We start from the raw sequence: 25714 nt of genomic DNA on the forward strand, positions 1-25714 counted from the left end.
GATGCACCTGCTCATCATCGAAGACGACCGCACGATCGCCGAGAACCTCTACGAGTACCTCGAGGCGCGCGGCCACCAGTGCGACTATGCCGGCTCGATCGCGGCGGCTGCGGCCTTGCTCGCGTGCACCGCGTTCGACGCCCTGGTGCTCGACCGCAACCTGCCCGACGGCGACGGGCTCGCGCTCGCACGCCGGCTGCGTGCCGAGGGACGTGCGATGCCGATCCTGGTGCTGACTGCGCGCGACGCGCTCGAAGACAAGCTGCTCGGCTTCGAGGCGGGCGGCGACGACTACCTGGTCAAGCCGTTCGCGCTGCAGGAGCTCGAGGTCCGCCTGCTGGCACTGGCGCGGCGCAGTGCCGTGCGGCCGGCCGACCCGGTGTTGCGCCACGGCGCGCTGGAGTTCAGGGCCGCGACCCAGGAGCTGCGCCTGCAGGGCCGTCTTCTCGCCCTGCCGCCGAAGCCCTTGCGCCTGGTCGCCGAACTGCTCGCCCAGCCCGAGCGCGTGTTCTCGCGCCGCGAGCTCGAGATCGCGGTATGGGGGCACGAGCAGGACAGCAGCGACAACCTGCGCAGTGTGCTGCACACCCTGCGGCGCACCCTCGGCGACGACGCATCCACCCAGGTGGTGAATGTCCATGGCCTCGGCTACAAGCTCGTCAGCCGCTGACTGCGGCGCGCGCCGCGGCGGCCGGCGTTGGCTGCCGGACGGCATGCGGATCCGCATCGCGGTGTCGGTCACGGCCGTGCTGGTCGTGCTCATCGTGGCGCAGTCGCTCGCCCTGGTGCGGCTCAACGAGGAGATGGAGGAGGAGTTCATCGACGGCACACTCGAGGAGCAGCTGCACTACAGCATCGAGCATAGCCGCCGCCTCGGTACCCTGATCGGGCCGCAGACTCCGAACATGACGCTCTACCGCTTCGCGCCGGGTGCGCTACCACCGCAAGGGCTGAGCCCCGCGCTGGCCGGACTCGCGGTGGGCAATCACGAGGAATGGTCCGCCGGGCGAGAGCTGCACGTTGCAGTGCGAGAGGCCGATGGCCAGCGCTACGTGCTCGTGTACGACGAATCCGAGCATCGCAAGCGCGAGTCGGCCGTGGTCGCCACGGTCGTGATCGGCGGCCTGGTGCTGAGCGCCTTGTCCTTTCTCCTCGTCTACGCCATCGCCGCACGGCTCACGCGCGGGCTGGAGACGCTGGCCGAGCGCGTCGAGGAGGGGGGCGACGGCACGCCCCTCGCCGAGGATGGACTCGAGGCCGAGCTCCGCGTGGTGGCGCGTGCGCTGGACAGGGCCGAGGCGCGCCAGGCCGCCGTGCTGGCGCGCGAGCGCGATTTCAACGCCAATCTGTCGCACGAGCTGCGCACCCCGCTCGCCGGTATCCGCAGCGATGCCGAGATGCTGCTGAACGATCCGGTCCTGTCCGACAAGGCCCGCCGCCGTGCCGAGCGCATCATCGCCACCACCGACCGCACCACCACGCTCGCCCAAAGCCTGCTGCTGCTCGCCCGCGAGGCGCGGCCGCAGGCGCTCGAACCGATCGACCTGAGCGCGGCGGTGCGCGACGCCTGGACGCGCTTGCACCCGGCCGGCGCTGCGGCCGCAGCGCCCAGCATCCGTATCGACCCCCAGGCCGAGCTCGTCGCCGACCCCGGCCTGCTGGCGCTCGTGCTGCGCAACCTGCTGGAGAACGCCCTGCGTCATGGCGAGGGGCGCGCGATCGAGGTGGTGCTGGAAGGGCGTCGCCTCGAGGTGTGCGATCGTGGCCCCGGCTTCGGCGACGAGGACCCGGCGCGCTGCTTCGAGCGCTTCCGGCGCGGCGGGGCCAAGCCGGGACACGGGCTCGGCCTGGCGCTGGTGCGGCACATCTGCACCGCCTGCGGCTGGGAGGCCCGCGCCGCCAACCGGCCCGACGGCGGCGCCTGCCTGACGATCGACTTCGGGCCCGCGTCGAGATAGCGCGGCTGGCGTGGTTCCGGCTGCCCGCGCTCACACTTTCCTCACACCCGCATCACGCTTTCCTCACGCCCGCCTGGGTAGATTGCGCCAATCCTTTCCGGCTCCGCGCGATCATGTTCAAGTTACGTCTTTCCCACGTCCCGTCCTTCGCTCCCTCGGCCGGCGCATCGACGCCCGTCGGGCGTCGCGCTCCGGGCGCTTCGGCGTTCGCCGCAGCCTGGTCCGGCGCGCGCAGCTGGCGCCCCGAGGTGTCGGGCGAGGGCTTGCTGGTCGGGCTCGGCCTCTATTTCGCGCTCGCCTGCAATACGCCCTTCTGGCGTGCGCTGCTCGCGAGCCGTGGCGGCGAGGGCGGCGGCCTCTTCTATGTGCTCGCGCTCGGCGTGGCGCTCGCCGCGCTCAACGTCGCGCTGCTCGCGCCGCTGCTCAACCGCTGGACGACCAAGCCGCTGCTGGGCGGCCTGATCCTCGTGGCCGCGGTGTCGAGCTACTACGCCGGCCACTTCGGCGTGTACTTCGACCCGAGCATGCTGCGCAACGTGCTGCGCACCGACCTCGCCGAGGCGCGCGAGCTCCTCACGCCCGGCTTCTTCCTGCAGGTCTCCGCGCTGGCCCTGCCGCCCCTCGTCTTTCTTGCGCGAGCGCGCGTGCGCCGGCGTCCGCTGCGGCGCGCGCTGGCGATCCGGGCCGCCGCCGCCGTGCTCGCGCTGCTCGTGGCCGTCGCGGCGCTCGGTAGCGTGTTCAAGGACTTCTCCGGGCAGATGCGCAACCACAAGGAGCTGCGCTACCTGATCACCCCGGCCGCGCCGCTGTGGTCGCTCGCGCGCGTGCTGAGCCGCGACGCGCAGGCGGCCAATCAACCGCGCCGGCCGGTCGGCGCCGACGCCCGCCTGGGAGCGAGCTGGGCGGCGGCGAAGAAGCCGACCCTGTTCGTGATCGTGGTCGGCGAGACCGCGCGCGCCGCCAACTGGGGCCTGGACCGTGGGGCGGGGCAGTCGCCCGCCCACGACACCACGCCCGAGCTCGCCCGCCGCGCGGTCATCAACTTCCCGGACGTTACGAGCTGCGGCACCAACACCGAGGTGTCGGTGCCCTGCATGTTCTCGCTGCAGGGGCGGCGCAACTACGACGAGGATGCCATCCGCGGCAGCGAGTCCTTGCTCGATGTGCTGCGTCACGCCGGCCTGCGGGTGGTGTGGAACGACAACCAGTCCGGCTGCAAGGGCGTGTGCGCCGGGGTCGAGAGCCTGCGCCCCGACTCCGCCGCCTTGCCCGCGCTGTGCGACGGCGAGCGCTGCCTCGACGAGGCCTTGCTGGAGAGCAGTCGGGCGCTGCTGCGTGATCCGCAAGGCAACCTCGTGCTGGTCCTGCATCAGCTTGGCAACCACGGTCCGGCCTACTTCCGCCGCTATCCGGAAGCCTTCCGCCGCTTCACGCCGACCTGCGACGACGAGGACCTGTCGAAGTGCACCCGCGAGCAGGTGGCCAACAGCTATGACAACGCGCTGAGCTACACCGACCACGTGCTCGCCCGCGGCATCGACCTGCTGAAGGAGCTGGAGCCGCGCTACGACGCCGCGCTGCTGTATGTCTCGGACCATGGCGAGTCGCTCGGCGAGAACGGCCTCTACCTGCACGGGCTGCCGTACTCGATCGCGCCCGCGGAGCAGACCCGCGTGCCGATGCTGATGTGGCTGTCGTCCGGCTTCGCCGCGCGCAACCGGGTCGATGCGGCGTGCCTGCGCGGGCAGGCCGCCCGGCCCGCCAGCCATGACAACCTCTTCCATACCGTCCTGGGCCTGCTCGACGTGCGCACCGCGGTCCGCGACGACGCACTCGACCTGACCGCCCCCTGCCGGAGCTGAGCACATGCACGCTAGCGAACTCTTCACCCCGCTGCCGGTGCCCGCGCTCGATGCGTCGCGGCGCTGGCTGCTCGCGCAGTCCGCACTGCTCTTCCTCGGTGCACTGCTGCTCTACGGGACATTCGAGCGAACCGATCTGGATCGCCGCCTGGCGCACGCGCTGTTCGATGGGGAGCTCGGCCTCTTTCCCCTGAGGCACAGCTGGTTCCTCGAGGCGGTGATGCACAAGGCGGCCAAGCAGGCCACCTACGTGCTGGTGGCGGCCAGCCTGTACCTGTGCTGGCAGGGCTGGCGCGGCAGGCTGGCGTGGCTGCCCGCGCGCAATGCACTGCTCGCGGCGATCGGCATGCTCGCGATTCCGCTCGCGACCTCGACCGCCAAGCTGCTGACGGCGCGCTACTGCCCCTGGGACCTCATCGACTTCGGCGGCTACGCACCCTATCTGGGCCTGTTCGAGGCTGCGCCGCCGGGGCTCAAGGCGGGGCAGTGCTTCCCGGCCGGGCACGCGTCGACCGGCTTCCTGTGGATCGTCTGGGCGGTGGCGCTGAAACCGGCCGGGCCGCGTGCGGCGCGCGCCGCGCTCGTGGCGGGCGTGCTCGCCGGCGGCGTCCTCGGTACGGCGCGCATGCTGCAAGGTGCGCACTTCCTGTCGCACACGCTGTGGACTCTGTGGTTGGCGTGGGCCGTGAGCGTGAGCCTGGCGGTGCTCGTGCGCGCCGACCTCGGTCTCGCGGGGCGGCGCGGCGCATGACGCGTCCGCGCTGCGGCGGACCGCAGCGCTGCTCCGTCAGCGCAGGTCGACGCGGCCGCCCCGCGTGCGCTTGATCCCGGTGATCATTGCGCCGACCAGGTTCACCCGCTCCAGCCGGCCCATCACGATGGCCGCCGCGGCATGGATCCCGGCGAGTGCGATCAGGGTGGCGGCGAGCGCCTCGTGGATCTCCTCCAGCCATTCCTCGCCCCAGAACGCGTCCGTGGTCTGCAGGAAGCCGGTGAGGCCGAGTGCGAGGACCAGCGCCATCAGCGCGAGCATCATCAGCGCGCCCAGGGGATTGTGGCCGGGCTGGAAGTCGCGCCTGCCGGTGCGCATCGCCGCGAGGTGGGCGCGCAGCCGCACGGGGGTCGGGAAGAAGTTGGCGAAGCGCGCGTATTCGCTGCCGACGAAGCCCCAGACCAGGCGGGCGACGACGAGACCCGAGGCGGTGTAGCCGACGAACCGGTGCAGCGTCTCGCCGTCATCGACGACGAAGAAGTTCAGGATGACGCAGCTCACCAGGCTCCAGTGGAAGACGCGCACGAACGGGTCCCAGACCCGCAGGGCAAGTTCGGAATCGGGCGGGCGCATGGCAGAGGCTCCTTGTCGGGTGGAGGAGGGCGGCGCGCGGCCGCGCGCCGCCCCGATGGCAGGTCACTTGCGTTCGAGTTCGGCGCCGGTCTCGGGATTGAAGTAGATCTCCACCTTCTTTCCGTCCTTGTCGAAGCCGTAGATCTCGTAGCAGTCGTTCTTGGTCACCTTGAAGTTCTTGATCTTGTAGCCCTGGGCTTCGACCTTGGCCTTGAAGTCGGCCTCCTTCATCCACTTCTCCTTGGGGGCGGTGCAGGTCGGGCCGGCGAGGGCCGAGGTGGAAACGAGCGCAGCGGCGGCGAGGGCGAGAATGCGGTTCATGTGTGTTCTCCTGTTTGTCGATCGAGCGCGCCCCGATCCGGAACGCGACCGCAATTTAAGCTTCCGTACATGAAGGGAAGCTGAACAGGCAGGGGCGGTGATCCGGTGCGCGACGCCCGCGGTTGGTTCCTCCTTAAGCTGCACTTAAGCCAGCATGGTCAGGATCCGGTGCAGTTCTCATCAACGGACCCCGACACACATGGACCTCCCATGGCTCGACCACCCAGCCCGCCCAGCGCCGGGCGCACAGCCCGCGGCGCGCAGTCTTCGCCTGCTCGAGGTCGATGACGCCCGCCGCCCCGCCGTGGAGCACTTCGTGCGCGAACGCTTCGCGGCGCATTACCAGGCGCGTGTACGCCACTTCATGCCGCGGCTGTTCGCACTCGAAGCCGCCGACGGCAGCCTGCACGGGGCGGTCGGCTGCCGTGGCGCGGCAGACCAGGGGCTCTTCCTCGAACGCTATCTCGACGAGCCGGTCGAGCGCGTCATCACGCGGCGGGCGGGAGAGCGGGTGGCACGCGACGGGATCGTAGAGGTCGGCAACCTCGCCGCCCACGGGGCCGGCACCGCACGCCTGCTGATCATCGCGCTCACCCGCATCCTGGCCGCTGAAGGCCTGCGCTGGGTGTGCTTCACCGGAACGCCGGCGCTGATCAACAGCTTCCGCCGCCTCGGCCTCGATCCGCTCACGCTCGGCCCTGCCGATCCGCGCCGCATGGGTGCCGAGCTGCCGGAGTGGGGCAGCTACTACGACGCCGGCCCGCTGGTGATGGCGGGCGAGATCCGGGGCGGGGATCGCACCCTCGCGGGCGCCGGCCGCGAGCTCCAATCCGGGCGTGGAGGGCAGCTCCGTGCCGGATGCGTCTGAGTCCTTCCTGGCCGGCCTCGCCCGCCATGGCGGCCGGCCCGCGCTGCGTGGCGAGAGTGGGGAGATTGCCTTCGACCGCCTGCCCGAGGCCGTCGCCGCGTGCAGGGGTGTGCTCGAGTCGGTGGCTGCGCGCCGTGTCGCGCTCGCGCTCGACAACGGCCTACAGTGGGCGCTCTGGGATCTCGCGCTGCTTGCCGACGGGCGGGTGTGCGTGCCGCTGCCGGGCTTCTTCTCGCCGGCGCAGCAGGCTCACGTGCTCGACAGTGCCGGCGTCGATACGCTGATCGTCGACCCAGTGGCCGCCAGCGCGAGCGCGGCGGTGTTCCCGGGCTTCGTGCCGGTCGCGCCCGGGATCCTCCGGCGCGTGCCGGCGCAGGTTCCGGCGCTGCCCACGGGCACGGTGAAGATCACCTACACCTCCGGCACCACCGGCCAGCCCAAGGGGGTTTGCCTGAGCGCGGCGGCGCAGCTCGCGGTGGCGCGCAGCGTGGCGCGGATCGGCGAGGCTGGCGCGGTCGAGCGTCATCTGGGCGTGCTGCCGCTGGCGACGCTGCTCGAGAACATCGCCGGCTTGTACGCCGGCCTGCTCGCTGGCGCCTGCGTCGAGTTGCTGCCGATGCGCACGATCGGCTTCAGCGGGGGCGGGGGCTTCGATCCGGCGCGCTTCCTGCAGACCCTGCATGCCCGTCGACCGCACAGTCTGATCCTGTTGCCGCAGATGCTGCTCGCCTTGGTCGGGGCCGCCGAGCAGGGCCACGCGCCGCCCGCCGGGCTGCGCTTCGTCGCGGTCGGTGGCGGGCAGGTGTCGGCGCGGCTGCTGCAGCGCGCCGAAGCGCTCGGTCTGCCTGTGTACGAGGGCTACGGCCTGTCCGAGTGCGCCTCGGTGGTGTGCCTCAACACCCCGGCTGCGCGGCGCGTCGGCACGGTGGGGCGGCCCTTGCCCCATGCCGCGCTGCGCATCGCCGACGATGGCGAGGTGCAGGTGCGCGGCGCGCACATGCTGGGCTACCTGGGCGAGGCGCCGCTGGCAGACCAGCTGGTGGCAGGCGAGTGGCTGGGCACCGGCGACCTCGGCCATTTCGACGATGGTTTCCTCGTTCTGCACGGGCGCAGGAAGCACCAGTTCATCACCGCCTACGGGCGCAACGTGAATCCCGAGTGGGTCGAGGCCGAACTCGTCCAGCAGGGCCCGATCGCCCAGGCCTGGGTGCATGGCGAGGCGCTCGCCGAGAACCTCGCCGTGCTCGTGCCGCGCCGCGCCGACTGCAGCGACACCGAGCTCGACGCGGCGGTGGCCGCCGCCAACGCGGGTTTGCCCGACTACGCGCGCGCCGGGCGCTGGCTGCGCGCCGACGCGCCCTTCACCCCGGCAAACGGCCTCCTCACCGCCAACGGCCGCCTGCGCCGCGCCGCGCTCGCGGCGCACTACCTGCCACGCAGCGGCGCCGACGGCGCCGCCTCCTGCGCGACCTTCACCTCCTTCAGCGACGAGATCGACACATGAGCTTCTTCCAGCAACTCCAGGACCAGACCGCGGCCGAGCGCGAGACGCTGTTCGCCGCACCGATCATCCAGCAGGCGCTCGCCGGCAAGGTCGCGCTGCCGAGCTACGTCGCCTTCCTCACCGAGGCGTATCACCACGTCAGCCACACCGTGCCGCTGCTGATGGCCTGCGGTGCACGCCTGCCGGCGCGGCTCGAATGGCTGCGCGGCGCGATCGCCGAATACATCGACGAGGAGTACGGCCACCAGGAGTGGATCCTCAACGACCTCGCCGCCTGCGGTGCCGACCCCGAGGCGGTGCGGCGCAGCCAGCCGGCGCTGCCCACCGAGCTGATGCTGGCCTACGTCTACGACCGCATCGCACGCCACAATCCGGTGAGCTTCTTCGGCATGGTCAATGTGCTCGAAGGCACCAGCATTGCGCTCGCCACCCGCGCGGCGGGGACGATCCGCAGCAGCCTGGGCTTGCCCCCAGAGGCCTTCAGCTACCTGAACTCGCACGGCAGCCTCGACCTCGAGCACATGGATTTCTTCGCGACCCTGATGAACCGGCTCGACGAGGATGACGACCGCGCCGCGGTGGTGCATACCGCGCGCGTCGTCTATCGCCTGTACGGCGACATTTTCCGCAGCCTGCCGCTGGCGGCCTGAGGAGCGGCGCTATGGAACTGAACGGAACCCGCGTGCTGGTCACGGGCGCGAGCGGGGGCATCGGCCAGGCGCTGGTCGAGCAGTTGTGCGCAGCGGGCGCGCAGGTGCTGGCGGTCGGTCGCGACGCGGATCGGCTCGCGGACGCACAGGAGCGCTTTCCGCAGGCGTTGCGCCGGGTCGTCGCCGATCTCGCCACGATCGCCGGCGTCGACGCGGTGGCCGCCGCGGCGCGGGAACTCGGGGGCGTCGACTGCGTGGTCCAGGCCGCCGGCCTCAACCGCTTCGGCCTCGTCGAGCAGCAGGACGACGACGCCATCGCGACCCAGGTCGCGCTCAACCTGGTGGCGCCGATGCTGCTCACGCGGCGCCTCCTGCCCCTGCTGCGCGAACGTCCGCGCGCGCTGCTGCTGTTCGTGGGCTCGACCTTCGGCGCGATCGGCTATCCCGGCTTCGCACCCTACAGCGCGACCAAGTTCGGCCTGCGCGGCTTCGCCGAGGCGCTGCGCCGCGAGCTCGCCGACGGCCCGGTGCGCGTGCTCTACCTGGCGCCGCGCGCCACGCGCACCGCGATGAACGCGAGCGCGGTGGTCGCGATGAACCGCGCGCTCGGCGTGGCGATGGACCCGCCGCAGCAGGTCGCGGCCGCGATCGTGCAGGCGCTGCGCGACGAGTCGCCCGAGCGCCATCTCGGCTGGCCGGAGAAGTTCTTCGCCCGCCTCAACCGGCTGCTGCCGCGCGTGGTCGATCGCGCCCTGCGCGGGCAGCTGGCCACCATCCGGCGTTTCGCCCATTCCGAATCGGAGGAAATCCGCTCATGAAGATGCCCGCCCAAGAAACGTTCGCCAGCGGGACGCTCCGGCTCGCCCGCCGCGTGGCGCTCCCGCTCGCCTTCCCGCTCCTCTCCCTGGTGGCCGCGCCGGCCGCCTTCGCGCTCGCCGACGCCGGCAAGCTCGAACTGCAGGCAGTGCAGGGGCGCTGGGCCGAAATCCACTACGGGCTGCCCGAGAAGCAGCGCGAGGCGGCCTTCGCCGAACTCGCCGAGCGCGCCGCCCGGGCGGTTGCCGCGGAGCCGGAGGCGGCCGAGCTGCGCATCTGGCACGGCATCGTCCTGAGCACCTTGGCGGGGGCGAAGGGCGGCCTCGGTGCGCTCGGGCTCGTCAAGGAGGCCAAGGCCGAGCTCGAGACCGCCCTGCGGCTCGACCCGCAGGCGCTCGACGGCTCGGCCTACACCAGCCTCGGCAGCCTGTACTACCAGGTGCCGGGGTGGCCGGTGGGCTTCGGCGACGACGCGCAGGCCGAAAAGCTGCTGAAGCAGGCCTTGGCGATCAACCCCGGCGGGATCGATCCCAATTACTTTTACGGCGACTTCCTGGCGCGGCAGAAGCGCTACGCCGAGGCGCGCACGGCGCTGGAGAAGGCGCTTGCCGCCCCCGATCGCCCCGGACGTGCGAGCGCCGACGCCGGTCGGCGCGCGGAAGCGCGGCGCCTGCTCGAGCAGGTGGCCGCGAAGCTGGCGCAAGGCGCGCAGTAGGCGTTCAATATGCGGATGAATGCAGTGCCCATGATTGCCGGGATCACAGGGGAGGAAGGGGATGCGCATCCTGCTCGTCGAGGATGATGCCGCGCTCGGCGAGGGCATCCGCGTCGCGCTCAAGCCCGAGGCCTATACGGTCGACTGGGTGCAGGACGGCGCGAGCGCGCTGCATGCGCTCACCCACGAGGACTTCGCGCTCGCCGTGCTCGACCTCGGCCTGCCGCGCATGGATGGCCTGCAGGTGCTGCAGCGCCTGCGCGCCGCCGCCAACCCGGTGCCGGTGCTGGTGCTCACCGCGCGCGACGCCACCAGCGACCGCATCGCGGGACTGGACGCGGGGGCGGACGACTACCTCGTCAAGCCCTTCGACGTCGACGAGCTCAAGGCCCGCATCCGCGCGCTGCTGCGACGCAGCGCCAATCGTGCGCAGCCGGTGCTGCACCACGGCGAGGTCGTCCTCGATCCGGTGAACCAGCAGGTCAGCTACCGCGGCCAGCCGGTGGTCCTGCAGCGCAAGGAGTTCCTGCTGCTGCACGAGCTGCTCACCCAGCCCGGCCGTGTGCTGACCCGCGATCGGCTGCAGCAGGCCTTGTACGGCTGGGGCGAGGAGGCCGAGAGCAATACGCTCGAGGTGCATATCCACCATCTGCGGCGCAAGCTGTTTCCCGAGCTGATCCGCACCGTGCGCGGCGTGGGCTATCTGGCGGACAAGGCCTGATGGGCTCGATCCGCCGTCGCACCTTGCTGCTCGTGCTCGGCCTCCTCGGCGTGGCGCTGGGTGCGATCTCCTACCTCGGTTATCGCGATGCCCGCCACGAGGTGCGCGAACTCTTCGATGCCCGTCTCGCCCAGCAGGCGCGCCTGCTCGCGGGCATGATCCCGGGCGGGATGGCACCGGATGCACGTGCGGCGCTGCAGGACGCGCTCGATGCGGGGGGGCTCGGTGCGGCCGTGGGGGAGGGGACGGACGCGGAACGCGAGGACGGTGACGAGGCGCTGCCGCTGGGCCACGAGTACGAGGGCAAGCTCGGCTTCGTGGTGGTCGACGACCAGGGGCTGGCCTTGCTGCAGTCCGCCGCGGCGCCGATGGGCGCGCTCGACCTGCTGCTCGGCGCACGCACCAGGGGCGCCGAGCAACAGGGGCTCGGCGAGGTGGGAGAGGATCTTGCGGGCTATCACACGGTGAGTCTGCACGATGGCGCCTGGCGGCTCTTCCTGCTCCGGGACGCGCGCGACCGCCAGTGGATCCTGGTCGGCGAGCGCGAGGACGTGCGGGGAGAACTCCTGGGCAGGATCACCTTGCGCAGCGTGCTGCCTGATCTCGTCGGGTTGCCGTTGGTCGCGGTGCTGGTGTGGCTGGCGATCGGCTGGGGCCTGCGCCCGCTCGCGCGCATCGTCGAATCGTTGCAGGCGCGCGGGCCGGACGACCTCTCCGCCCTCGCGCTGCAGGACGTGCCGCAGGAGCTCGAGCCGATGGTGGCCGCGCTCGACCGCCTGCTGCATCAGGTCAACGAGCTGCTCGAACGCGAGCGCCGCTTCCTCGCCTATGCCGCGCACGAGCTGCGCACGCCGCTGGCCGTGCTGCGCATCCATGCCCAGAATGCGCTGCAGGCGCCTGATCCGGCGGATCGCGAGGAGGCGCTCCGGCTGCTGGGCTCGGGCATCGAGCGTGCCACCCGGGTGGTGGCGCAGTTGCTGACGCTGGCCCGCCTCGAACCCGACGCGAGCCGGCCCAAGAGGCTGCCGATCGAGCTGCTCGCGCTTGTCCGCGAGCAGCTCGCCGAGCTGACCCCGCTCGCCGACGAACATGGTCAGGACCTCGCCCTCGAGGCGGACGAGGGGGCCGACTTCCACCTGCTCGGCGATGCCGGCAGCCTGGGCATCCTGATGCAGAATCTGGTGGGCAACGCGGTGCGGCACACGCCGCCCGACGGCTGCATCCGCGTGCTGCTCGAGGCCACGCCCGCAGCCATCGTGCTGCGGGTGCAGGACAGCGGCCATGGCGTGCCGCCGGAGCTGCGCGAGAAGGTGTTCGAGCGCTTCTTCCGCGCCGGTGGCGGGCAGGGGGCGGGTCTCGGGCTGGCGATCGTCGCGCGCATCGTCGAACTGCATGGCGGCACGATCGCGCTCGACGGCTGTGCGCTCGGCGGGCTGGAGGTGCGGGTGGTGCTGCCGCGGGATGCCGCCGCGCCGCGCCGGGTGCAGGGCGATGAGGGGAAGGTGCCGCCGTGCTCCGCGTCCGGCGGAGCGGCCCGCCCTTAAGCGTCGCTTAAGACGGCGTCCTTACCGTGAACCTGCGCTCCGCGTGGGAGCGCTCGTCGGGTGCAAGTCGGCCCTCCGGCCGTTGCCGAGCGCCCGGCGTGAACCTGCGAGCGGGGACGGGAAGATGCCATCGAATGAAGATTTCCATGCCGGCGAGCGCGCCCTGCAGCAGCGCTGGGGCACCGCATCGCTGTGGGATGCGGCGCGCCGGGAGCGGCTGCTGTGGGATCACCTCCCGGACTGGGTGCAGCCCCGCCTCGCGGCGGCCCCGTTCTTCTTCCTCGCCACCAGCGACGCCACGGGGCGTTGCGACTGTTCCTTCAAGGGGGGCGGCCCCGGCCTGGTGCGCATCCTCGATGCGCGCCGCTTGGCGTTCCCGGATTTCGACGGCAACGGCGCGCTCATGAGCCTGGGCAACCTGCGGCAGAATCCGCAGGTCGGCTGCCTGTTCATCGACTTCGGCGACGGCGCCCGCCTGCGCGTCAATGGACGGGCGACGCTGCTCGAGGGCGAGGCGGCGGCCAGGCTCTTCCCCGGGCAGGACCGCGCCGTGGTGGTGGACGTCGAGCAGGTCGTGCCCAACTGCGCCCGCCACGTCCCCACACTGCACCCCCCCACTGCCGACGCGCGGGGCGCTGCATGAAGATTCCCTACCGCATCGCCGCCAATGTCGAGTGGACCAGCAAGTGCAACGCCGCGTGCGCGATGTGTCCGCGCGAGGCCATCGACCGCCCGCAGTCGATGAGCATGGCGACCTGGCGGCAGGTGCTCGATCGCCTGGCGCCGGACGAAATCTTCCGGGTCGTGCTGGCCGGTTACGGTGAGCCGACCACGCATCCCCGTTTCTTCGAGTTCATCGACGAGCTGCGCCCGCACCCGGTGCGCTTCGACATGGTCAGCAACGGTCACCTGCTCGACGTCGAGCGCCTGCGCCACCTCGACGGTGCGATCGACCTGCTGATGGTGTCGTTCTCCAGCATCGACCCGGACGTCTATGCCCGCGTCCACGTCAATCTCGACCAGCGCCGCGTGATGGACAACCTGCTGGCGGCGAGCCGCGTCCTGCGCCGCACCCGGCTTGCGATCAGCCTCACCCCGATGCCCGACTGCCTGCCCGCGCTGGGCGACACCATCGCGTGGTTGCGCGCACATGGGATCGAGCGGCTGACCATGTCGCCCACGCTCTACAACCGCGGCGGCAAGCTCGAGGCCCATCGCCTGGCGAGCGCGGAGCTGCGGCGGATGATCCGCCAGCACGGGCTGCGCTCGCAGGAACTCGACTTCGTGCCGAGCGCGGCCGAGATCTTCCGCCAGTGGCGGCGCAACCGCTTCGGCTGCATTCCGCGCAATGTCGACCTCTTCGTCGCCGCGGGCGGTGACTATCTCTACTGCTACAACGATGTCGCGCACCGCCACCCGATCGGCCATGTCGCCGCCGATCCGGTGGCTGCGGTGTTGCGGCGCCGCGAGGGCATGGCGGCGCTCCCGGCCTTGTGCGAGGGCTGCAACATGCGCCATCGCTATGGTCCCCGCGAGCTGCTGCGGGCAGGGGTCGGGTTTGCCCGGGCGCGCCTGCGGGAGGGATGAAGGTCTGGCGGGCGGGCGTCGTGGCAGTGGTGTGGCGGCTGCCGGGACGGCGATACACTGCGGTACACACGCCCCCCGCGGGAAGACTACATTTGACGCGGACGAGCCTGAGAGCTGCCATGCCCTCCGGGAGGGCCGGCGAGCAATGTCCAACGTCGTAAAGGAGATGACCATGAAGACGCGTACGCTGATGGCAACGGCAATGGGTGTCCTGTGCGCAGGGCTGACCTTCGCCCAGCAACCCGTCGTGGCGCCGGGGGAGGAGGCGCCCGTCTTCGGCGCCCAGATCATGACCGAGCAGGAGCGCGTGGAACACCGCGAGCGCATGCGTGCTGCGGGTACGCCCGAGGAGCGCGAGCAGCTGCGACTCGAGCATCACAAGCAGATGGTCGAGCGTGCACGCGAGCGCGGCGTCACCCTCCCCGACGAGCCGCCGATGCGCGGCGGCATGGGGGCGGGCGGTGGCATGGGGGCGGGAGCCGGGATGGGGGCGGGCGGTGGCATGGGGCCGGGCGGAGGACGGGGACCCGGAGCGGGTATGGGGCTCGGAGGGGGGATGGGTCCGGGAGGACGCATGGGATCCGGAGCGGGGATGGGATCCGGAGCGGGCATGGGATCTGGCGGCGGCGCCGCGCCCGGAGGAGACGTTCCCGCGCGTTGAGGCGCGGTCTGCGCCCAAGTCCTCGAGCTGCCGCCCTGCAAGCCGGGGCACGCCAGGCTGGCCCCCGAGGGCGCGATCGTGCGCGATCCTGTCGAAACCGCCCTGGCCGTCGGCTTCGAGCCGGGAGCGGGGGGCGGCCGATCGCGACTTGCGTCGCTCCCACGAAAATCGCAGCCGCCGCATGCGCGAGATGCGCGAGGGCTCCCGTGTAGGCGCGATGCAAGTCGCGATCATCGCGGACGGATCTGCATGGCGCCGACTGGCAACGCCACGGCCGCCTCCGCGCCGAGCCACCGCTTGGCTTGCGCGCTTGCGGAGGCGTGGCTCGGACAGAACGAGTAGAGTTCAGCCTCTCGTGTACATAAGCATTCAACGATGAAGAAGAATCTCTGGCTGCTCGCGATCGCGCAGGGCCTGTTCCTGACCAACAACGTGGTGTTCATCGCCATCAACGGCCTGGTGGGCTTCAGCCTGGCGCCGGTGGGCTGGATGGCGACGCTGCCGGTGATGGGCTACGTGGTGGGCGGGGCGTTGTCGACCGGGCTGGTGGCGCGCAGCCAGCGGCGCTGGGGGCGGCAGGTCTCCTTTCAGCTCGGCCTGCTGGTGGCCTTCCTGACCGCGCTGCTGTGCGCCTTCGCGCTGTCGCTCGGCAGCTTCTGGCTGCTCGTGGCGGGCACGGTGGTCGCCGGCTACTACAGCGCCAACGGCCAGCTCTACCGTTTCGCCGCCGGCGAGCTGGCGCCGTCGTCCTTCCGCGAGAAGGCGGTGTCGCTGGTGCTGGCAGGCGGCCTCATCGGTGCGGTGATCGGTCCCAACCTCGCCAACCACACGCGCGAGGCGATGGCCGTGCCCTTCCTCGGCTCCTATCTCGCGCTCGCGGTGGTGGCGCTGGTGTCGATGGCGGTGATGGCCGGAATCCGGTTTCCGCCGCAGCCGGTGAAGAAGGCGGGTGCCGACGGCGGACGGCCGCTGGGCGAGATCCTGCGCCAGCCGGTGTTCATCGTGTCCGTGCTGGCCGCGGCGATGAGCTACGGCGTGATGAACCTGCTGATGGCGGCCACGCCGCTGGCGATGGACGTGTGCGGCATGCCCTTCTCGGACGCGGCGCTGGTGCTGGAGTGGCACGTGATCGGCATGTTCGCGCCCGGCTTCTTCACCGGCCACCTGATCAAGCGCTTCGGCGTGCTGCGCATCATGGGCGTGGGCGTGGTGCTGAACTTCGCCTGCGTGGCGGTGGCGCTCTCGGGCCAGGACCTGCACCAGTTCCTGCTCGCGCTCTTCCTGCTCGGCGTGGGCTGGAACTTCCTGTTCACCGGCGCGACCACGCTGTCGATGGAAGCCTACCGGCCGGAGGAGAAGGACAAGGCGCAGGCGGCGATCAATTTCGTGGTGTTCGCGGTGATGGCGTTTACTTCTTTCGCCTCGGGCGCGCTGGTGACGACGCAGGGCTGGAATCTGCTCAACGTGGGCTCGATCGCGCCGCTCGCGCTCACCGCCGCGGCGCTGGGGTGGCTTGCGCTGCTGCGGCGGCGTGCGGCGGACGGGCAGGGCGCATGAACTTCCTCGCCCACGCCTGGCTCGCCGGAGAGTCGCCCGCGCTGGTGGTGGGCGGGGTCTTCGGGGACTGGATCAAGGGGACACTCCCGGGCGCGCTGCCCGCCGACCTCGCACGCGGGGTGGCGCTGCACCGCGCGATCGACGCCTTCGCCGAGACCCACCCGGCCTTCCGCGCCAGCCGCGCCCGCGTGTCGGCGGCGCGGCGGCGCTACGCCGGGGTGCTGGTCGACATCTTCTGGGACCATCTGCTGGCGCGCGACTGGGCGGAGCATGGGGAAGGGGCGCTGGCGTCCTATTGCGCCGGGGTGTACCGGCAGCTCGCGGCGCGCCGGGCGGACCTGCCCGCGTCGGCCCACCTTGCGCTGGAGCGGATGGCGCGCGAGGACTGGCTGGGCAGCTACGCCGGGCTGGAGGGCATCGCCGACGTGCTCGCGCGCATGGGCCGGCGGGCGCGCCAGCCCAACCCGCTCGCGGGCGCGGAGGTGGAGTTCGTGGCCGACCCGGCGGGCTTCGCGCAGGATTTCGCCGACTGGGTGCCGGATGCCCGGCGCTTCGTGGCGGAGTGGCGGGACGGGCGCGAGCGCGCGGAGGGCGCCGGGCCGGCTTGAACGACGCGGCGTGAGCGAAGTGCTGCGAGCGAGGTGGGGCGAAGCCACGTCACCACGCGAACTGGGCCGGGTGGTGTCGCGCCGCCTCAGGTCAGGTGCACCGGGCGCGCGGCGAAGGCCTCTGCCAGGGTGGCGAACTCGCGGCTGCGGTCGGTGCTGAGGCGATAGAAAACCCGGTTGTCCTGCGTGCGCCCGCAATAGCTGCGGATGACGACGCGCTCGATGCCGGGGATGCCGCGGTTGGCTTCGACGGTCTTGATCGCTCCCGTGCCGGTGTCGTACACGCCCGGGTGTTCGCGGAATCCGAAGGGGTCGTCGATCTTGTGCGCGTTCATGGAAGAGGCTCCTCGAACCGGAATCGCAACGGGGGAAAGGATAGCACCGGCGGGTAGGAGGCGCGTACGGGCCGTCAGTGAAAATCCCGGCTGCGCGCGGCGAGGCTGCCGAGCAGGGGCGAGTGGTCGACCACCCGGCTCGCCACCAAATGCACGACCCGGCCCTGGCGGCGGATCTGGCCGAACACGCCCATCAGGCGCGCCCCGAGCAGGATGCGGCGCTGCTGTTCGAAGAGCTCGGGGCGGACGATCACGTTGGTGAGTCCGGTCTCGTCTTCCAGGGTGAGGAAGAGCGTGCCCTTCGCGGTGCCGGGGCGCTGGCGGCAGGTGACCAGGCCGGCGCCGCGGGCGAGCATGCGGTCGGGCGCGGCGGTGATGTCGGCGGCGGTGAGAAAGCGCAGGCGGGCGAGCTGCTCGCGCACGAAGGCGAGCGGGTGGCGACCGAGGGTGAAGCCGAGGCGGGCGTAGTCGGCGAGCAGGTCTTCGGCCTCGGCGGGGGCGTCCAGCGTGGCGGCGACGTCGCCGCCAGGGGCTTCGGCGAGCAGGCCGGGCAGGGGCGCGGCGCCGCTCGCCTGCCACAGGGCCTGGCGGCGATGGCCGGCGAGGCTGGCGAGGGCACCGCCGGCGGCGAGGGTGCGCAGCTCGCCGGTGTCGAGCCGCGCGCGCGCGGCGAGGTCCTGGGTGTCGGCGAAGGCGTGTTCGCCACGCGCGGCGGCGATGCGCGTGGCGGCCTCGCGGCCGAGGCCGCGGATCATGCGCAGGCCGAGGCGCACCGCGGGCTGCGCGCTGTCGGCGGCCTCCAGCATGCAGTCCCACGCGCTGGCGCCGACGTCCGCCGCGCGCACCTCCACCCCATGGCGGCGGGCGTCCTGGATCAGCTGCGCGGGCGCGTAGAAGCCCATCGGCTGGCTGTTCAGCAGCGCGGCGAGGAAGGCCGCGGGCGCGAAGCACTTGAGCCAGGCCGAGGCATACACCAGCAGCGCGAAGCTGGCGGCGTGGGATTCGGGAAAGCCGTAGCTGCCGAAGCCCTCGATCTGCTGGCACAGGCGCTGGGCGAAGTCGGGGTCGTAGCCGTTGTTCGCCAGCCCGTCGAGCAGCTTCTGGCGGTAGCGCTCGAGCTCGCCCTTGCGCCGCCAGGCACCCATCGCGCGGCGCAGCTGGTCGGCCTCGCCGCCGGTAAAGTCGGCCGCGACCACCGCGAGCTGCATCACCTGCTCCTGGAAGATCGGCACGCCCAGCGTGCGCGCCAGCACACCGCGGATCTCTTCGCGCAGGCCGTCCAACGGATCCTCGCCGCGCGCCGCACGCTCGCGCGCCTGCAGGTAGGGATGGACCATGCCGCCCTGGATCGGGCCGGGGCGCACGATCGCGACTTCCACCACCAGGTCGTAGAAGCGTTGCGGCCTCAGGCGCGGCAGCATGGTCATCTGCGCGCGCGACTCGACCTGGAACACGCCGACCGAATCGGCGCGCGACAGCATTTCGTAGACCTCCTTTCGTTCGCGCGGGATGGTCGCCAGCGTCAGCGCCTCGCCGCGCCATGCCGACACCAGGGCGAGGCCGCGACGCAGCGCCGACAGCATGCCGAGCGCGAGCACGTCGATCTTCATCAGGCCGACCGCGTCGAGGTCGTCCTTGTCCCACTGGATCACGGTGCGATCGGACATGGCGGCGTTCTCCACCGGCACCAGCTCGTCGAGCCGGCCGCGCGCGATGACGAAGCCGCCGACGTGCTGGGAGAGGTGGCGCGGAAAGCCGATGAGTTCCTCGGTGAGTGCGACCAGCCTTTGCGTGACCGGGCTGGCGGGGTCGAGCCCGGCCTCCGCGAGGCGCTCGGGCAGGATGTGGCGGCCGTCGAACCAGTGGTGCTCGCGGGTGAGGCGCTCGATCTGCGTCTCGTCGAGGCCGAGCGCGCGGCCGACGTCGCGCAGCGCGCTGCGTGCGCGGTAGCGGATCACGGTGGCGGCGAGCGCGGCGCGTTCGCGGCCGTACTTGCGGTAGAGGTACTGGATGACCTCCTCGCGGCGCTCGTGCTCGAAGTCGACGTCGATGTCGGGCGGCTCGTCGCGCTCTCGCGAGATGAAGCGCTCGACCAGCATGATGCCCAGCTGCGGATCGACCTCGGTGATGCCCAGTGCCCAGCACACCACCGAGTTGGCCGCCGAGCCGCGGCCCTGGCACAGGATGCCGCGCTCGCGGGCGAAGCGCACGATGTCGTGCACGGTGAGGAAGTAGGGCTCGTAGCCGAGCTCGGCGATGAGCGCGAGCTCGTGCTCGATCTGCGCGCGCACCGTGGGCGGGGCGGGGTCTTCGGCCGGCGGCGGTGCGGCCGCGATCGTGGCAGGCGCGGCTGCGCGGCGCTCCTTGCCGGCCTTGCCGTAGCGCCAGGCCAGCCCGCCCTCGACCAGCCGGCGCAGCCAGCGCGTCGGGGTCTCGTCCGCGGGGACGAGCTCGGCGGGGTACTCGTAGCGCAGCTCGTCGAGGTCGAAGCGGCAGCGCGCCGCCACCGCCACGGTCTCGGCGAGCAGCTCGGGAGGATGGCGGCGGGCGAGGGTCGCGCGCTCGTGCAGGCGCAGCTCGGCATTGGGCGCGAGCGCCAGGCCGGCCTCGGCCACGCTGCAGTGCAGGCGCAGCGCGCTCATCACGTCGGCGAGCGGGCGCCGCGCGGCCTCGTGCATCAGTGCGCCGCCGGCAGCGACCGCAGGGACGCCGGTGGCCTGGGCGATGCGCAGGATCCAGTGCAGGCGGGCGGGATCGCGTCCGTCCAGGCGCGGGGTGTGGGCGATCCAGGAGCGTCCGGGGAAGCGCTTCGCCAGCCAGCGCGCTTCGCTGCGCAGGGCGACGGCCGCGTCGCCGGCGGCACCCGGCGGCGGGAATTCCTCGGGTGGGATCAGCAGCGCCAGGCAGCCGGGCAGGGCTTCGGCGGCCGCCTCGTCTGCGCGGGTGGCGTCGAGCATCGCGCGCGTGAGGTGGTAGCGGCCCTTGTCGGCGCTCCGCCTGGCCTGGGTGAGCAGGCGCGAGAGCCGGCCGTAGCCGGCGCGATCGGCGGCGAGCAGGACGAGGCAGGGCCCGTCGGCGAGGCGCAGCTCGCAGCCGACGATCAGGCGCGGCCGGCCGGCTTCGGGCAGGGCCTGCAGCGCGCGGTGGGCGCGCACCACGCCGGCGAAGGAGCATTCGTCGGTGAGGGCGATCGCGCTGTAGCCGAAGGCTGCCGCCTGCGCGACGAGCTCCTCGGGGTGCGAGGCGCCGCGCTGGAAGCTGAAGTTGCTCAGGCAGTGGAGTTCGGCGTAGGCGGGAAGCATGCGTTGACTGTAGAAAAATACAGTTCATCAGGCAAGTCGGGCGAGTGTCCTCCACGGCGATTGCGGGTCCACCGCAATCGCGCAATCCGGACCTGCTGTTAAACTCGCGTCCTTTGCAACACCGTGCTGGCCAAGATGCCGGCCTGGTACCTTTTTCGAAGAATTCCCGGCCGCAAGGCTGCCAAGGAGACCTCCATGTCCTTCCCCCTGTCCCGCAAGGTCCTGTTCGGCGCGCTGGCGCTCGCGTTCGCGACGGCGATGCCGGCGTACGCACAGCAGAAGTCGGTCGCCATCACCGCGATCGTCGAGCATCCCGCGCTCGATTCGGTGCGCGACGGGGTCAAGGAGGCGCTGGCCGCGGCAGGCTACGAGGACGGCAAGAACCTGAAGTGGCAGTATCAGAGCGCCCAGGGCAACACCGGCACCGCGGCGCAGATCGCACGCAAGTTCGTCGGCGACAAGGCCGACGTGATCGTCGCGATCGCCACCCCCTCGGCGCAGGCCGTCGCGGCCGCGACCAAGGACATCCCGCTGGTGTTTTCGGCGGTGACCGATCCGGTGGTGGCCAAGCTGGTGCCCTCGATGCAGCCCTCGGGCACCAACGTCACCGGGGTGTCGGATGCCCTCGAGCTCGGCAAGCAGGTCGAGCTGATCAAGCGCGTCGTGCCCGCCGCCAAGCGCGTCGGCATCGTCTACAACCCGGGCGAGGCCAACTCGGTGGTCGTGGTCGAGCAGCTGCGCGAGCTGCTGCCCAAGCACGGCCTGAGCCTGGTCGAAGCCGCGGCGCCGCGCTCGGTGGACGTCGGCTCGGCGGCGCGCAGCCTGATCGGCAAGGCCGACGTGTTCTACACCAGCACCGACAACAACGTCGTGTCGGCCTACGAGGCCCTGGTCAAGGTGGGCATGGACGCCAAGATCCCGCTCGTGGCCGCCGACACCGACAGCGTGGCGCGCGGTGCGGTCGCGGCCTACGGCATGGACTACAAGGCCCTCGGCGTGCAGACCGGCGAGATCGTGGTTCGCATCCTTAAGGGCGAGAAGCCCGGTGCGATCGCATCCGAGACCAGCAACAAGCTGTCGCTGCAGGTGAACCCGGCTGCGGCGCAGAAGCAGGGCATCACCCTGGCGGAAGACCTCGTCAAGTCGGCTGCCAAGGTCGTCCAGTAAGCGGGTCGCCCGCATCCCCGCGCGGCCGTCGATGCCCGGCCGCGGGGGACGCGTCCCGGCGCGCGTTCCGCTCGATCCTCACCAACGGTAATCCCCCAATGTCGCTCTACACCTTGCTCGGGGCGCTGGAGATCGGCCTGATCTTCAGCCTCGTCGCCCTCGGCGTGTACATCTCCTTCCGGCTGCTGCGCTTTCCCGACCTCACCGTGGATGGCAGCTTCCCGCTCGGTGGCGCCGTCGCCGCGACCATGATCGCCGCCGGCCACGACCCCTTCACCGCGACCATCGCGGCGACGCTTGCCGGCGCGATCGCCGGGCTGATCACCGGCTGGCTCAACGTCAGCCTCAAGATCATGGACCTGCTCGCCAGCATCCTGATGATGATCGCCCTGTACTCGATCAACCTGCGCATCATGGGCAAGCCCAACGTGCCGCTGATCACCGAACCCACCGTGTTCAACCTGCTGCAGCCCGAGGCGCTCGCCGACTACGTGTTCCGGCCCTTGCTGCTCGTCTTCGTGGTGCTGGCGGTCAAGCTCGCGCTCGACGGTTTCTTCGCCACCCAGAGTGGCCTGGCGATCCGCGCGACGGGCTCGAACGCGCGCATGGCGCGTGCGCAGGGCGTCAACACCGGCATGGCGATCCTGGCCGGCATGGCCCTGTCGAACGCCTTGGTGGGCCTGGCCGGGGCGCTGTTCGCGCAGACCCAGGGCGGCGCCGACATCTCGATGGGCGTGGGAACGATCGTCATCGGTCTCGCGGCGGTGATCGTGGGCGAGAGCCTGCTGCCCTCGCGCAAGCTCTACCTGGCGACGATCGCGGTGATCGTTGGCGCCATCGTGTATCGCTTCTTCATCGCGCTCGCGCTCAATTCCGACTTCATCGGCCTGCAGGCGCAGGACCTCAACCTCGTCACCGCGGTGCTGGTGACGGTCGCGCTGGTGGTGCCGCGCCTGCGCGCGCACTGGTCCGGAAAAAGGGTGAGCTGAAATATGTTGAAAGCAACCGACCTTCGTCTCACCTTCAACCCTGGCACGCCGATCGAGACCCAGGCCCTGCGCGGCATGTCGCTCGAGATCCCGACCGGGCAGTTCGTCACCGTGATCGGCTCCAACGGCGCCGGCAAGTCGACCTTCCTGAATGCCGTCTCCGGCGAGCAGAAGGTCGACAGCGGCACGATCGAGATCGACGGCATCGACATGACCCGCCAGCCGGTGTGGGGGCGTGCGCGCCACGTCGCGCGGGTGTTCCAGGACCCGCTCGCCGGCACCTGCGAGGATCTCACCATCGAGGAAAACATGGCGCTCGCCAAGATGCGCGGTGAGCGCCGGGGTTTTTCGTTCGCGGTCAAGCCGGCGCTGCGCGAGGAGTTCCGCGCGCAGATCGCCACGCTGGGTCTCGGCCTGGAGAATCGCCTCTCGGACCGTATCGGCCTGCTCTCCGGCGGCCAGCGCCAGGCGGTGAGCCTCTTGATGGCGGCGCTGCAGCCCTCGCGCCTGCTGCTGCTCGACGAGCACACCGCCGCGCTCGATCCGCGCACCGCGGCCTTCGTGCTGGAACTGACCGTGCGCATCGTCGCCGAGCACAAGCTCACCACGATGATGGTCACGCACTCGATGCGCCAGGCGCTCGACGTCGGCCAGCGCACCGTGATGCTGCACCAGGGCCGCGTCGTGCTCGACGTCTCCGGCAAGGAACGCGAGGGCCTCGACGTGCATCACCTGCTCGACATGTTCGAGAAGGTGCGCGGCGAGAAGATCGACGACGACGCGCTGCTGCTGGGCTGATTCCCCGGGTCGAGTCTCGGGGCCAAGAGCCTGGGGCGGGGCCTCTTCCGCGCACCGGCTGGCCAAGCGACCCGCCTGATCCCCGAATTCAAACGAAACACGACCGAAAGCAACGATGACCTCCGCTTCCCGCCCCGTCCGTACCCCCGTGCGTACCCGCTTCGCCCCCAGCCCCACCGGCTACCTCCACATCGGCGGCGCGCGTACCGCGCTGTTCTCGTGGGCCTTCGCGCGCCGCCATGGCGGCACCTTCATCCTGCGCATCGAGGACACCGACGTCGCGCGCTCCACGCCCGCGGCGGTGCAGGCCATCCTCGACGGCATGCAGTGGCTGGGCCTGGAACATGACGAAGGCCCGTTCTACCAGATGCAGCGCATGGACCGGTACAAGGAGGTCATCGGCCAGATGCTGGCGGCCGGCACCGCCTACCACTGCTACCTGTCGCCCGAAGAACTCGATCGCCTCCGCGAGGCGCAGCGCGAGCGGGGCGAGAAGCCGCGCTACGACGGGCGCTGGCGTCCCGAGGCGGGCAAGGTACTGCCGCAGCCGCCCGCGGGCGTGCAGCCGGTGGTGCGCTTCCGCAATCCGGCCGAAGGCGTGGTGAGCTGGGACGACCTCGTCAAGGGTCGCATCGAGATCGCCAACGCCGAGATGGACGACTTCATCATCGCGCGCGCCGACGGCACGCCGACCTACAACTTCTGCGTGGTGGTGGACGACTGGGACATGGGCATCACCCACGTCATCCGCGGTGACGATCATGTGAACAACACCCCGCGCCAGATCAACGTGCTGCAGGCGCTCGGCGCCGAGGTGCCGCTCTATGCCCACCTGTCGATGATCCTCGGCGACGACGGCACCAAGCTCTCCAAGCGCCACGGCGCGGTCAGCGTGATGCAGTACGACGAGGAAGGCTATCTGCCGGAGGCGGTGATCAACTACCTGGCGCGCCTGGGCTGGAGCCACGGTGACGATGAAATCTTCGATCGTCGGCAGTTCGTCGAATGGTTCGACCTCGACCACATCACGCCCTCGGCCGCGCAGTTCAACACCGAGAAGCTCAATTGGCTCAACGCGCAGTACATCAAGAAGGCGGACGACGCCTTCCTGGCCGCCGAGGTCGCCAGCCGCCTCGCGCGCCGCGAGGTGAACCCCGAGACGGGGCCGAGCCTGGAGGCGGTGGTGGCGCTGTACAAGGACCGCGTCGCCAAACTCAACGAACTGGCGGATGCCGCGGAGTTGTTCGTCGCCGACGTGCATCCGGCACCGGAGGTGGTCGGCCAGCACCTGACCGACGTCGCCAAGGCCGCCCTCGCCAGCCTGCGTGGCCGCCTGGCCGCAGCCGAGTGGAACAGGGCCGCGCTGAGCCAGGCGATCAAGGACACCATGGCCGAGCATGGCCTGAAGATGCCGCAGGTTGCGATTCCCCTGCGCGTGGCGGTGCTCGGCGTGCCCCAGACCCCGGCGATCGACGCCGTGCTGGAGGTGCTCGGCCGCGGGCGCGTGCTCGAGCGCCTCGACCGCCGCCTCTGAACGCAGCCGCAGGCGCGAGTTCGTGCGCCGTATCGCGACTTGCGTCGCTCCTACACGCCCCCTTGGAACGACGTGTGGGAGCGACGCAAGTCGCGATCATGTCGGCGCGGCTGCGACGGGTGTCGGCGGGGACTGCGGGCGCGAATCGCGACTTGCGTCGCTCCCACAGGCGCGTCCGCTAGGGCAGCGGGCTGCGTAGGCGTGACCCCAGCGGTGTGCGTAGGAGCGACGCCAGTCGCGATTGCAGCGGTGAAAGCGGGCGCGGGCGCGTGTCCGTGCGCTGCTCCCGCAAAAACAAACCGCCGCGAGTGCGGCGGTCGGGATGGCGGTGCAGGGGGCTCAGGCGGCCTTGCGGATGGCGCGGCTGCGCGGCTCTTCGGCGGCTTCGGACTGGACGACCTCGACGCCGCCCAGCTTGCGCGCCTGTTCCAGCATCGACTGCATCGAGGCCTGGAAGTCTTCGAAGTGGCGGCTGCCGAGTTCGAGCAGCTCGTTTTGCGCGCCCGACACCACCTCGTTCACCTGCTGCAGGTAGTTCCCCAGTTGCTCGAGCACCTGACCCTGGGTCTCGCGCTGCTTCGCGAAGCCGGCCTCCAGGTCGCTGCCCGGTTGGGCGATCGGCGCGGCCGAGGCGGCCTCGCACAGCGCGCGCGCGGCGCCGAAGTTGAGCGCGCACAGCTTCTCGGAGGCGTCGAGCGCGATCAGGGCATAGGCCTGGAACTGCTCGAAGCCGTTGCGGGTCGAGTGGGCGAACTGCTGGAAGGCCGGATGGGTGTTCATGGCGAAGTCTCCGCTAAAGGATGCCGGGTGGATCTCTCAGCCTGTGATGTTAAGCGGCCCCCCGTTTCGGGCATATACAGCGTTCGCAGTGT

At 71.1% G+C, this 25714-nt stretch carries 25 protein-coding genes; 20 read left to right on the forward strand and 5 right to left on the reverse strand.

Annotated elements, in window-relative coordinates:
• Position 1 precedes the first annotated feature (1 nt).
• The 4 genes from ACZ5PP_RS01315 (at position 2) to ACZ5PP_RS01330 (ending at position 4571) form a co-directional block, all read left to right on the forward strand.
• Positions 2 to 670, forward strand: a complete 669-nt coding sequence (locus tag ACZ5PP_RS01315; RefSeq protein WP_004305366.1) for a response regulator transcription factor — start codon at positions 2 to 4, stop codon at positions 668 to 670.
• A gap of 43 nt (positions 671 to 713) precedes the next feature.
• The gene (locus ACZ5PP_RS01320; protein WP_464826612.1) at positions 714 to 1958 is read left to right on the forward strand and encodes a sensor histidine kinase; all 1245 of its coding nucleotides are present in this window, start codon (positions 714 to 716) and stop codon (positions 1956 to 1958) included.
• A gap of 113 nt (positions 1959 to 2071) precedes the next feature.
• Positions 2072 to 3820 carry a phosphoethanolamine transferase gene (locus tag ACZ5PP_RS01325; RefSeq protein WP_464826613.1) on the forward strand — a complete coding sequence of 583 codons (1749 nt, stop codon included), beginning with the start codon at positions 2072 to 2074 and terminating at the stop codon, positions 3818 to 3820.
• Between the two features lie 4 nt (positions 3821 to 3824).
• Positions 3825 to 4571: a phosphatase PAP2 family protein gene (locus tag ACZ5PP_RS01330; RefSeq protein ID WP_464826614.1), complete on the forward strand. Its 747-nt coding sequence runs from the start codon at positions 3825 to 3827 to the stop codon at positions 4569 to 4571.
• 36 nt (positions 4572 to 4607) lie between these two features.
• Here ACZ5PP_RS01330 and ACZ5PP_RS01335 read toward each other — a convergent pair whose 3' ends face one another.
• Complete coding sequence (locus tag ACZ5PP_RS01335; protein WP_464826615.1) at positions 4608 to 5165, reverse strand: cytochrome b/b6 domain-containing protein; 558 nt, start codon at positions 5163 to 5165, stop codon at positions 4608 to 4610.
• Positions 5166 to 5228: 63 nt separating this feature from the next.
• Complete coding sequence (locus tag ACZ5PP_RS01340) at positions 5229 to 5486, reverse strand: PepSY domain-containing protein (RefSeq protein ID WP_012585260.1); 258 nt, start codon at positions 5484 to 5486, stop codon at positions 5229 to 5231.
• A 199-nt stretch (positions 5487 to 5685) separates the two neighbouring features.
• On the opposite strand from ACZ5PP_RS01340, the gene ACZ5PP_RS01345 reads away from it, so the two are divergent.
• The 12 genes from ACZ5PP_RS01345 to ACZ5PP_RS01400 all read left to right on the forward strand — a co-directional run bounded on the left by ACZ5PP_RS01345 (position 5686) and on the right by ACZ5PP_RS01400 (position 16717).
• On the forward strand, positions 5686 to 6354 hold the full coding sequence (locus ACZ5PP_RS01345) for a thermostable hemolysin (protein WP_004305353.1): 669 nt from the start codon (positions 5686 to 5688) through the stop codon (positions 6352 to 6354).
• Positions 6338 to 7858, forward strand: a complete 1521-nt coding sequence (locus ACZ5PP_RS01350) for an AMP-binding protein (protein WP_464826616.1) — start codon at positions 6338 to 6340, stop codon at positions 7856 to 7858. The genes ACZ5PP_RS01345 and ACZ5PP_RS01350 overlap by 17 nt, the downstream gene beginning before the upstream one ends.
• Positions 7855 to 8508, forward strand: a complete 654-nt coding sequence (locus tag ACZ5PP_RS01355; RefSeq protein WP_012585262.1) for a TenA family transcriptional regulator — start codon at positions 7855 to 7857, stop codon at positions 8506 to 8508. Before ACZ5PP_RS01350 ends, ACZ5PP_RS01355 begins: the two co-directional genes overlap by 4 nt.
• Positions 8509 to 8519: 11 nt before the next feature.
• Positions 8520 to 9326: an SDR family oxidoreductase gene (locus tag ACZ5PP_RS01360; RefSeq protein WP_012585263.1), complete on the forward strand. Its 807-nt coding sequence runs from the start codon at positions 8520 to 8522 to the stop codon at positions 9324 to 9326.
• Positions 9323 to 10039: a tetratricopeptide repeat protein gene (locus ACZ5PP_RS01365; RefSeq protein ID WP_464826617.1), complete on the forward strand. Its 717-nt coding sequence runs from the start codon at positions 9323 to 9325 to the stop codon at positions 10037 to 10039. Before ACZ5PP_RS01360 ends, ACZ5PP_RS01365 begins: the two co-directional genes overlap by 4 nt.
• Positions 10040 to 10100: 61 nt before the next feature.
• The gene (locus ACZ5PP_RS01370) at positions 10101 to 10760 is read left to right on the forward strand and encodes a response regulator (protein ID WP_004305343.1); all 660 of its coding nucleotides are present in this window, start codon (positions 10101 to 10103) and stop codon (positions 10758 to 10760) included.
• Positions 10760 to 12304 (forward strand): ATP-binding protein, encoded by a 1545-nt coding sequence (locus tag ACZ5PP_RS01375; RefSeq protein ID WP_012585264.1) that lies wholly within the window; start codon positions 10760 to 10762, stop codon positions 12302 to 12304. Before ACZ5PP_RS01370 ends, ACZ5PP_RS01375 begins: the two co-directional genes overlap by 1 nt.
• 124 nt (positions 12305 to 12428) lie before the next feature.
• Positions 12429 to 12947: a pyridoxamine 5'-phosphate oxidase family protein gene (locus ACZ5PP_RS01380; protein ID WP_464826618.1), complete on the forward strand. Its 519-nt coding sequence runs from the start codon at positions 12429 to 12431 to the stop codon at positions 12945 to 12947.
• On the forward strand, positions 12944 to 13891 hold the full coding sequence (locus ACZ5PP_RS01385; RefSeq protein WP_464826619.1) for a radical SAM protein: 948 nt from the start codon (positions 12944 to 12946) through the stop codon (positions 13889 to 13891). Before ACZ5PP_RS01380 ends, ACZ5PP_RS01385 begins: the two co-directional genes overlap by 4 nt.
• Positions 13892 to 14063: 172 nt before the next feature.
• Entirely contained in the window at positions 14064 to 14552 is a 489-nt protein-coding gene (locus ACZ5PP_RS01390) for a hypothetical protein (protein WP_464826620.1), read from the forward strand.
• A gap of 375 nt (positions 14553 to 14927) precedes the next feature.
• Positions 14928 to 16109 carry an MFS transporter gene (locus tag ACZ5PP_RS01395; RefSeq protein ID WP_004305335.1) on the forward strand — a complete coding sequence of 394 codons (1182 nt, stop codon included), beginning with the start codon at positions 14928 to 14930 and terminating at the stop codon, positions 16107 to 16109.
• On the forward strand, positions 16106 to 16717 hold the full coding sequence (locus tag ACZ5PP_RS01400) for an acyl carrier protein phosphodiesterase (RefSeq protein WP_004305332.1): 612 nt from the start codon (positions 16106 to 16108) through the stop codon (positions 16715 to 16717). The genes ACZ5PP_RS01395 and ACZ5PP_RS01400 overlap by 4 nt, the downstream gene beginning before the upstream one ends.
• A gap of 86 nt (positions 16718 to 16803) precedes the next feature.
• On the opposite strand, the gene ACZ5PP_RS01405 is transcribed toward ACZ5PP_RS01400, so the two are convergent.
• Together ACZ5PP_RS01405 and ACZ5PP_RS01410 are read right to left on the reverse strand one after the other, a co-directional pair.
• Positions 16804 to 17052, reverse strand: a complete 249-nt coding sequence (locus ACZ5PP_RS01405; RefSeq protein WP_004305331.1) for a hypothetical protein — start codon at positions 17050 to 17052, stop codon at positions 16804 to 16806.
• 74 nt (positions 17053 to 17126) lie between these two features.
• Complete coding sequence (locus ACZ5PP_RS01410) at positions 17127 to 20354, reverse strand: error-prone DNA polymerase (protein ID WP_464826621.1); 3228 nt, start codon at positions 20352 to 20354, stop codon at positions 17127 to 17129.
• A gap of 195 nt (positions 20355 to 20549) precedes the next feature.
• On the opposite strand from ACZ5PP_RS01410, the gene ACZ5PP_RS01415 reads away from it, so the two are divergent.
• The 4 genes from ACZ5PP_RS01415 to gltX all read left to right on the forward strand — a co-directional run bounded on the left by ACZ5PP_RS01415 (position 20550) and on the right by gltX (position 24842).
• A complete protein-coding gene (locus ACZ5PP_RS01415) occupies positions 20550 to 21521 on the forward strand; it encodes an ABC transporter substrate-binding protein (protein WP_004323768.1) in 972 nt (323 codons plus the stop codon).
• A gap of 98 nt (positions 21522 to 21619) precedes the next feature.
• Positions 21620 to 22510, forward strand: coding sequence for an ABC transporter permease (locus tag ACZ5PP_RS01420; protein WP_004323767.1), 891 nt, complete (start codon positions 21620 to 21622; stop codon positions 22508 to 22510).
• Between the two features lie 3 nt (positions 22511 to 22513).
• Positions 22514 to 23308, forward strand: a complete 795-nt coding sequence (locus tag ACZ5PP_RS01425) for an ABC transporter ATP-binding protein (RefSeq protein ID WP_004323766.1) — start codon at positions 22514 to 22516, stop codon at positions 23306 to 23308.
• A 115-nt stretch (positions 23309 to 23423) separates the two neighbouring features.
• A complete protein-coding gene (gltX, locus tag ACZ5PP_RS01430) occupies positions 23424 to 24842 on the forward strand; it encodes a glutamate--tRNA ligase (protein ID WP_374616595.1) in 1419 nt (472 codons plus the stop codon).
• A gap of 339 nt (positions 24843 to 25181) precedes the next feature.
• Here the strand turns inward: gltX and ACZ5PP_RS01435 are convergent, their stop codons facing one another.
• Positions 25182 to 25622: a phasin family protein gene (locus tag ACZ5PP_RS01435; protein WP_012585273.1), complete on the reverse strand. Its 441-nt coding sequence runs from the start codon at positions 25620 to 25622 to the stop codon at positions 25182 to 25184.
• Positions 25623 to 25714: the final 92 nt, after the last annotated feature.

It is taken from the genome of Thauera sp. DNT-1 (genome assembly GCF_055393985.1).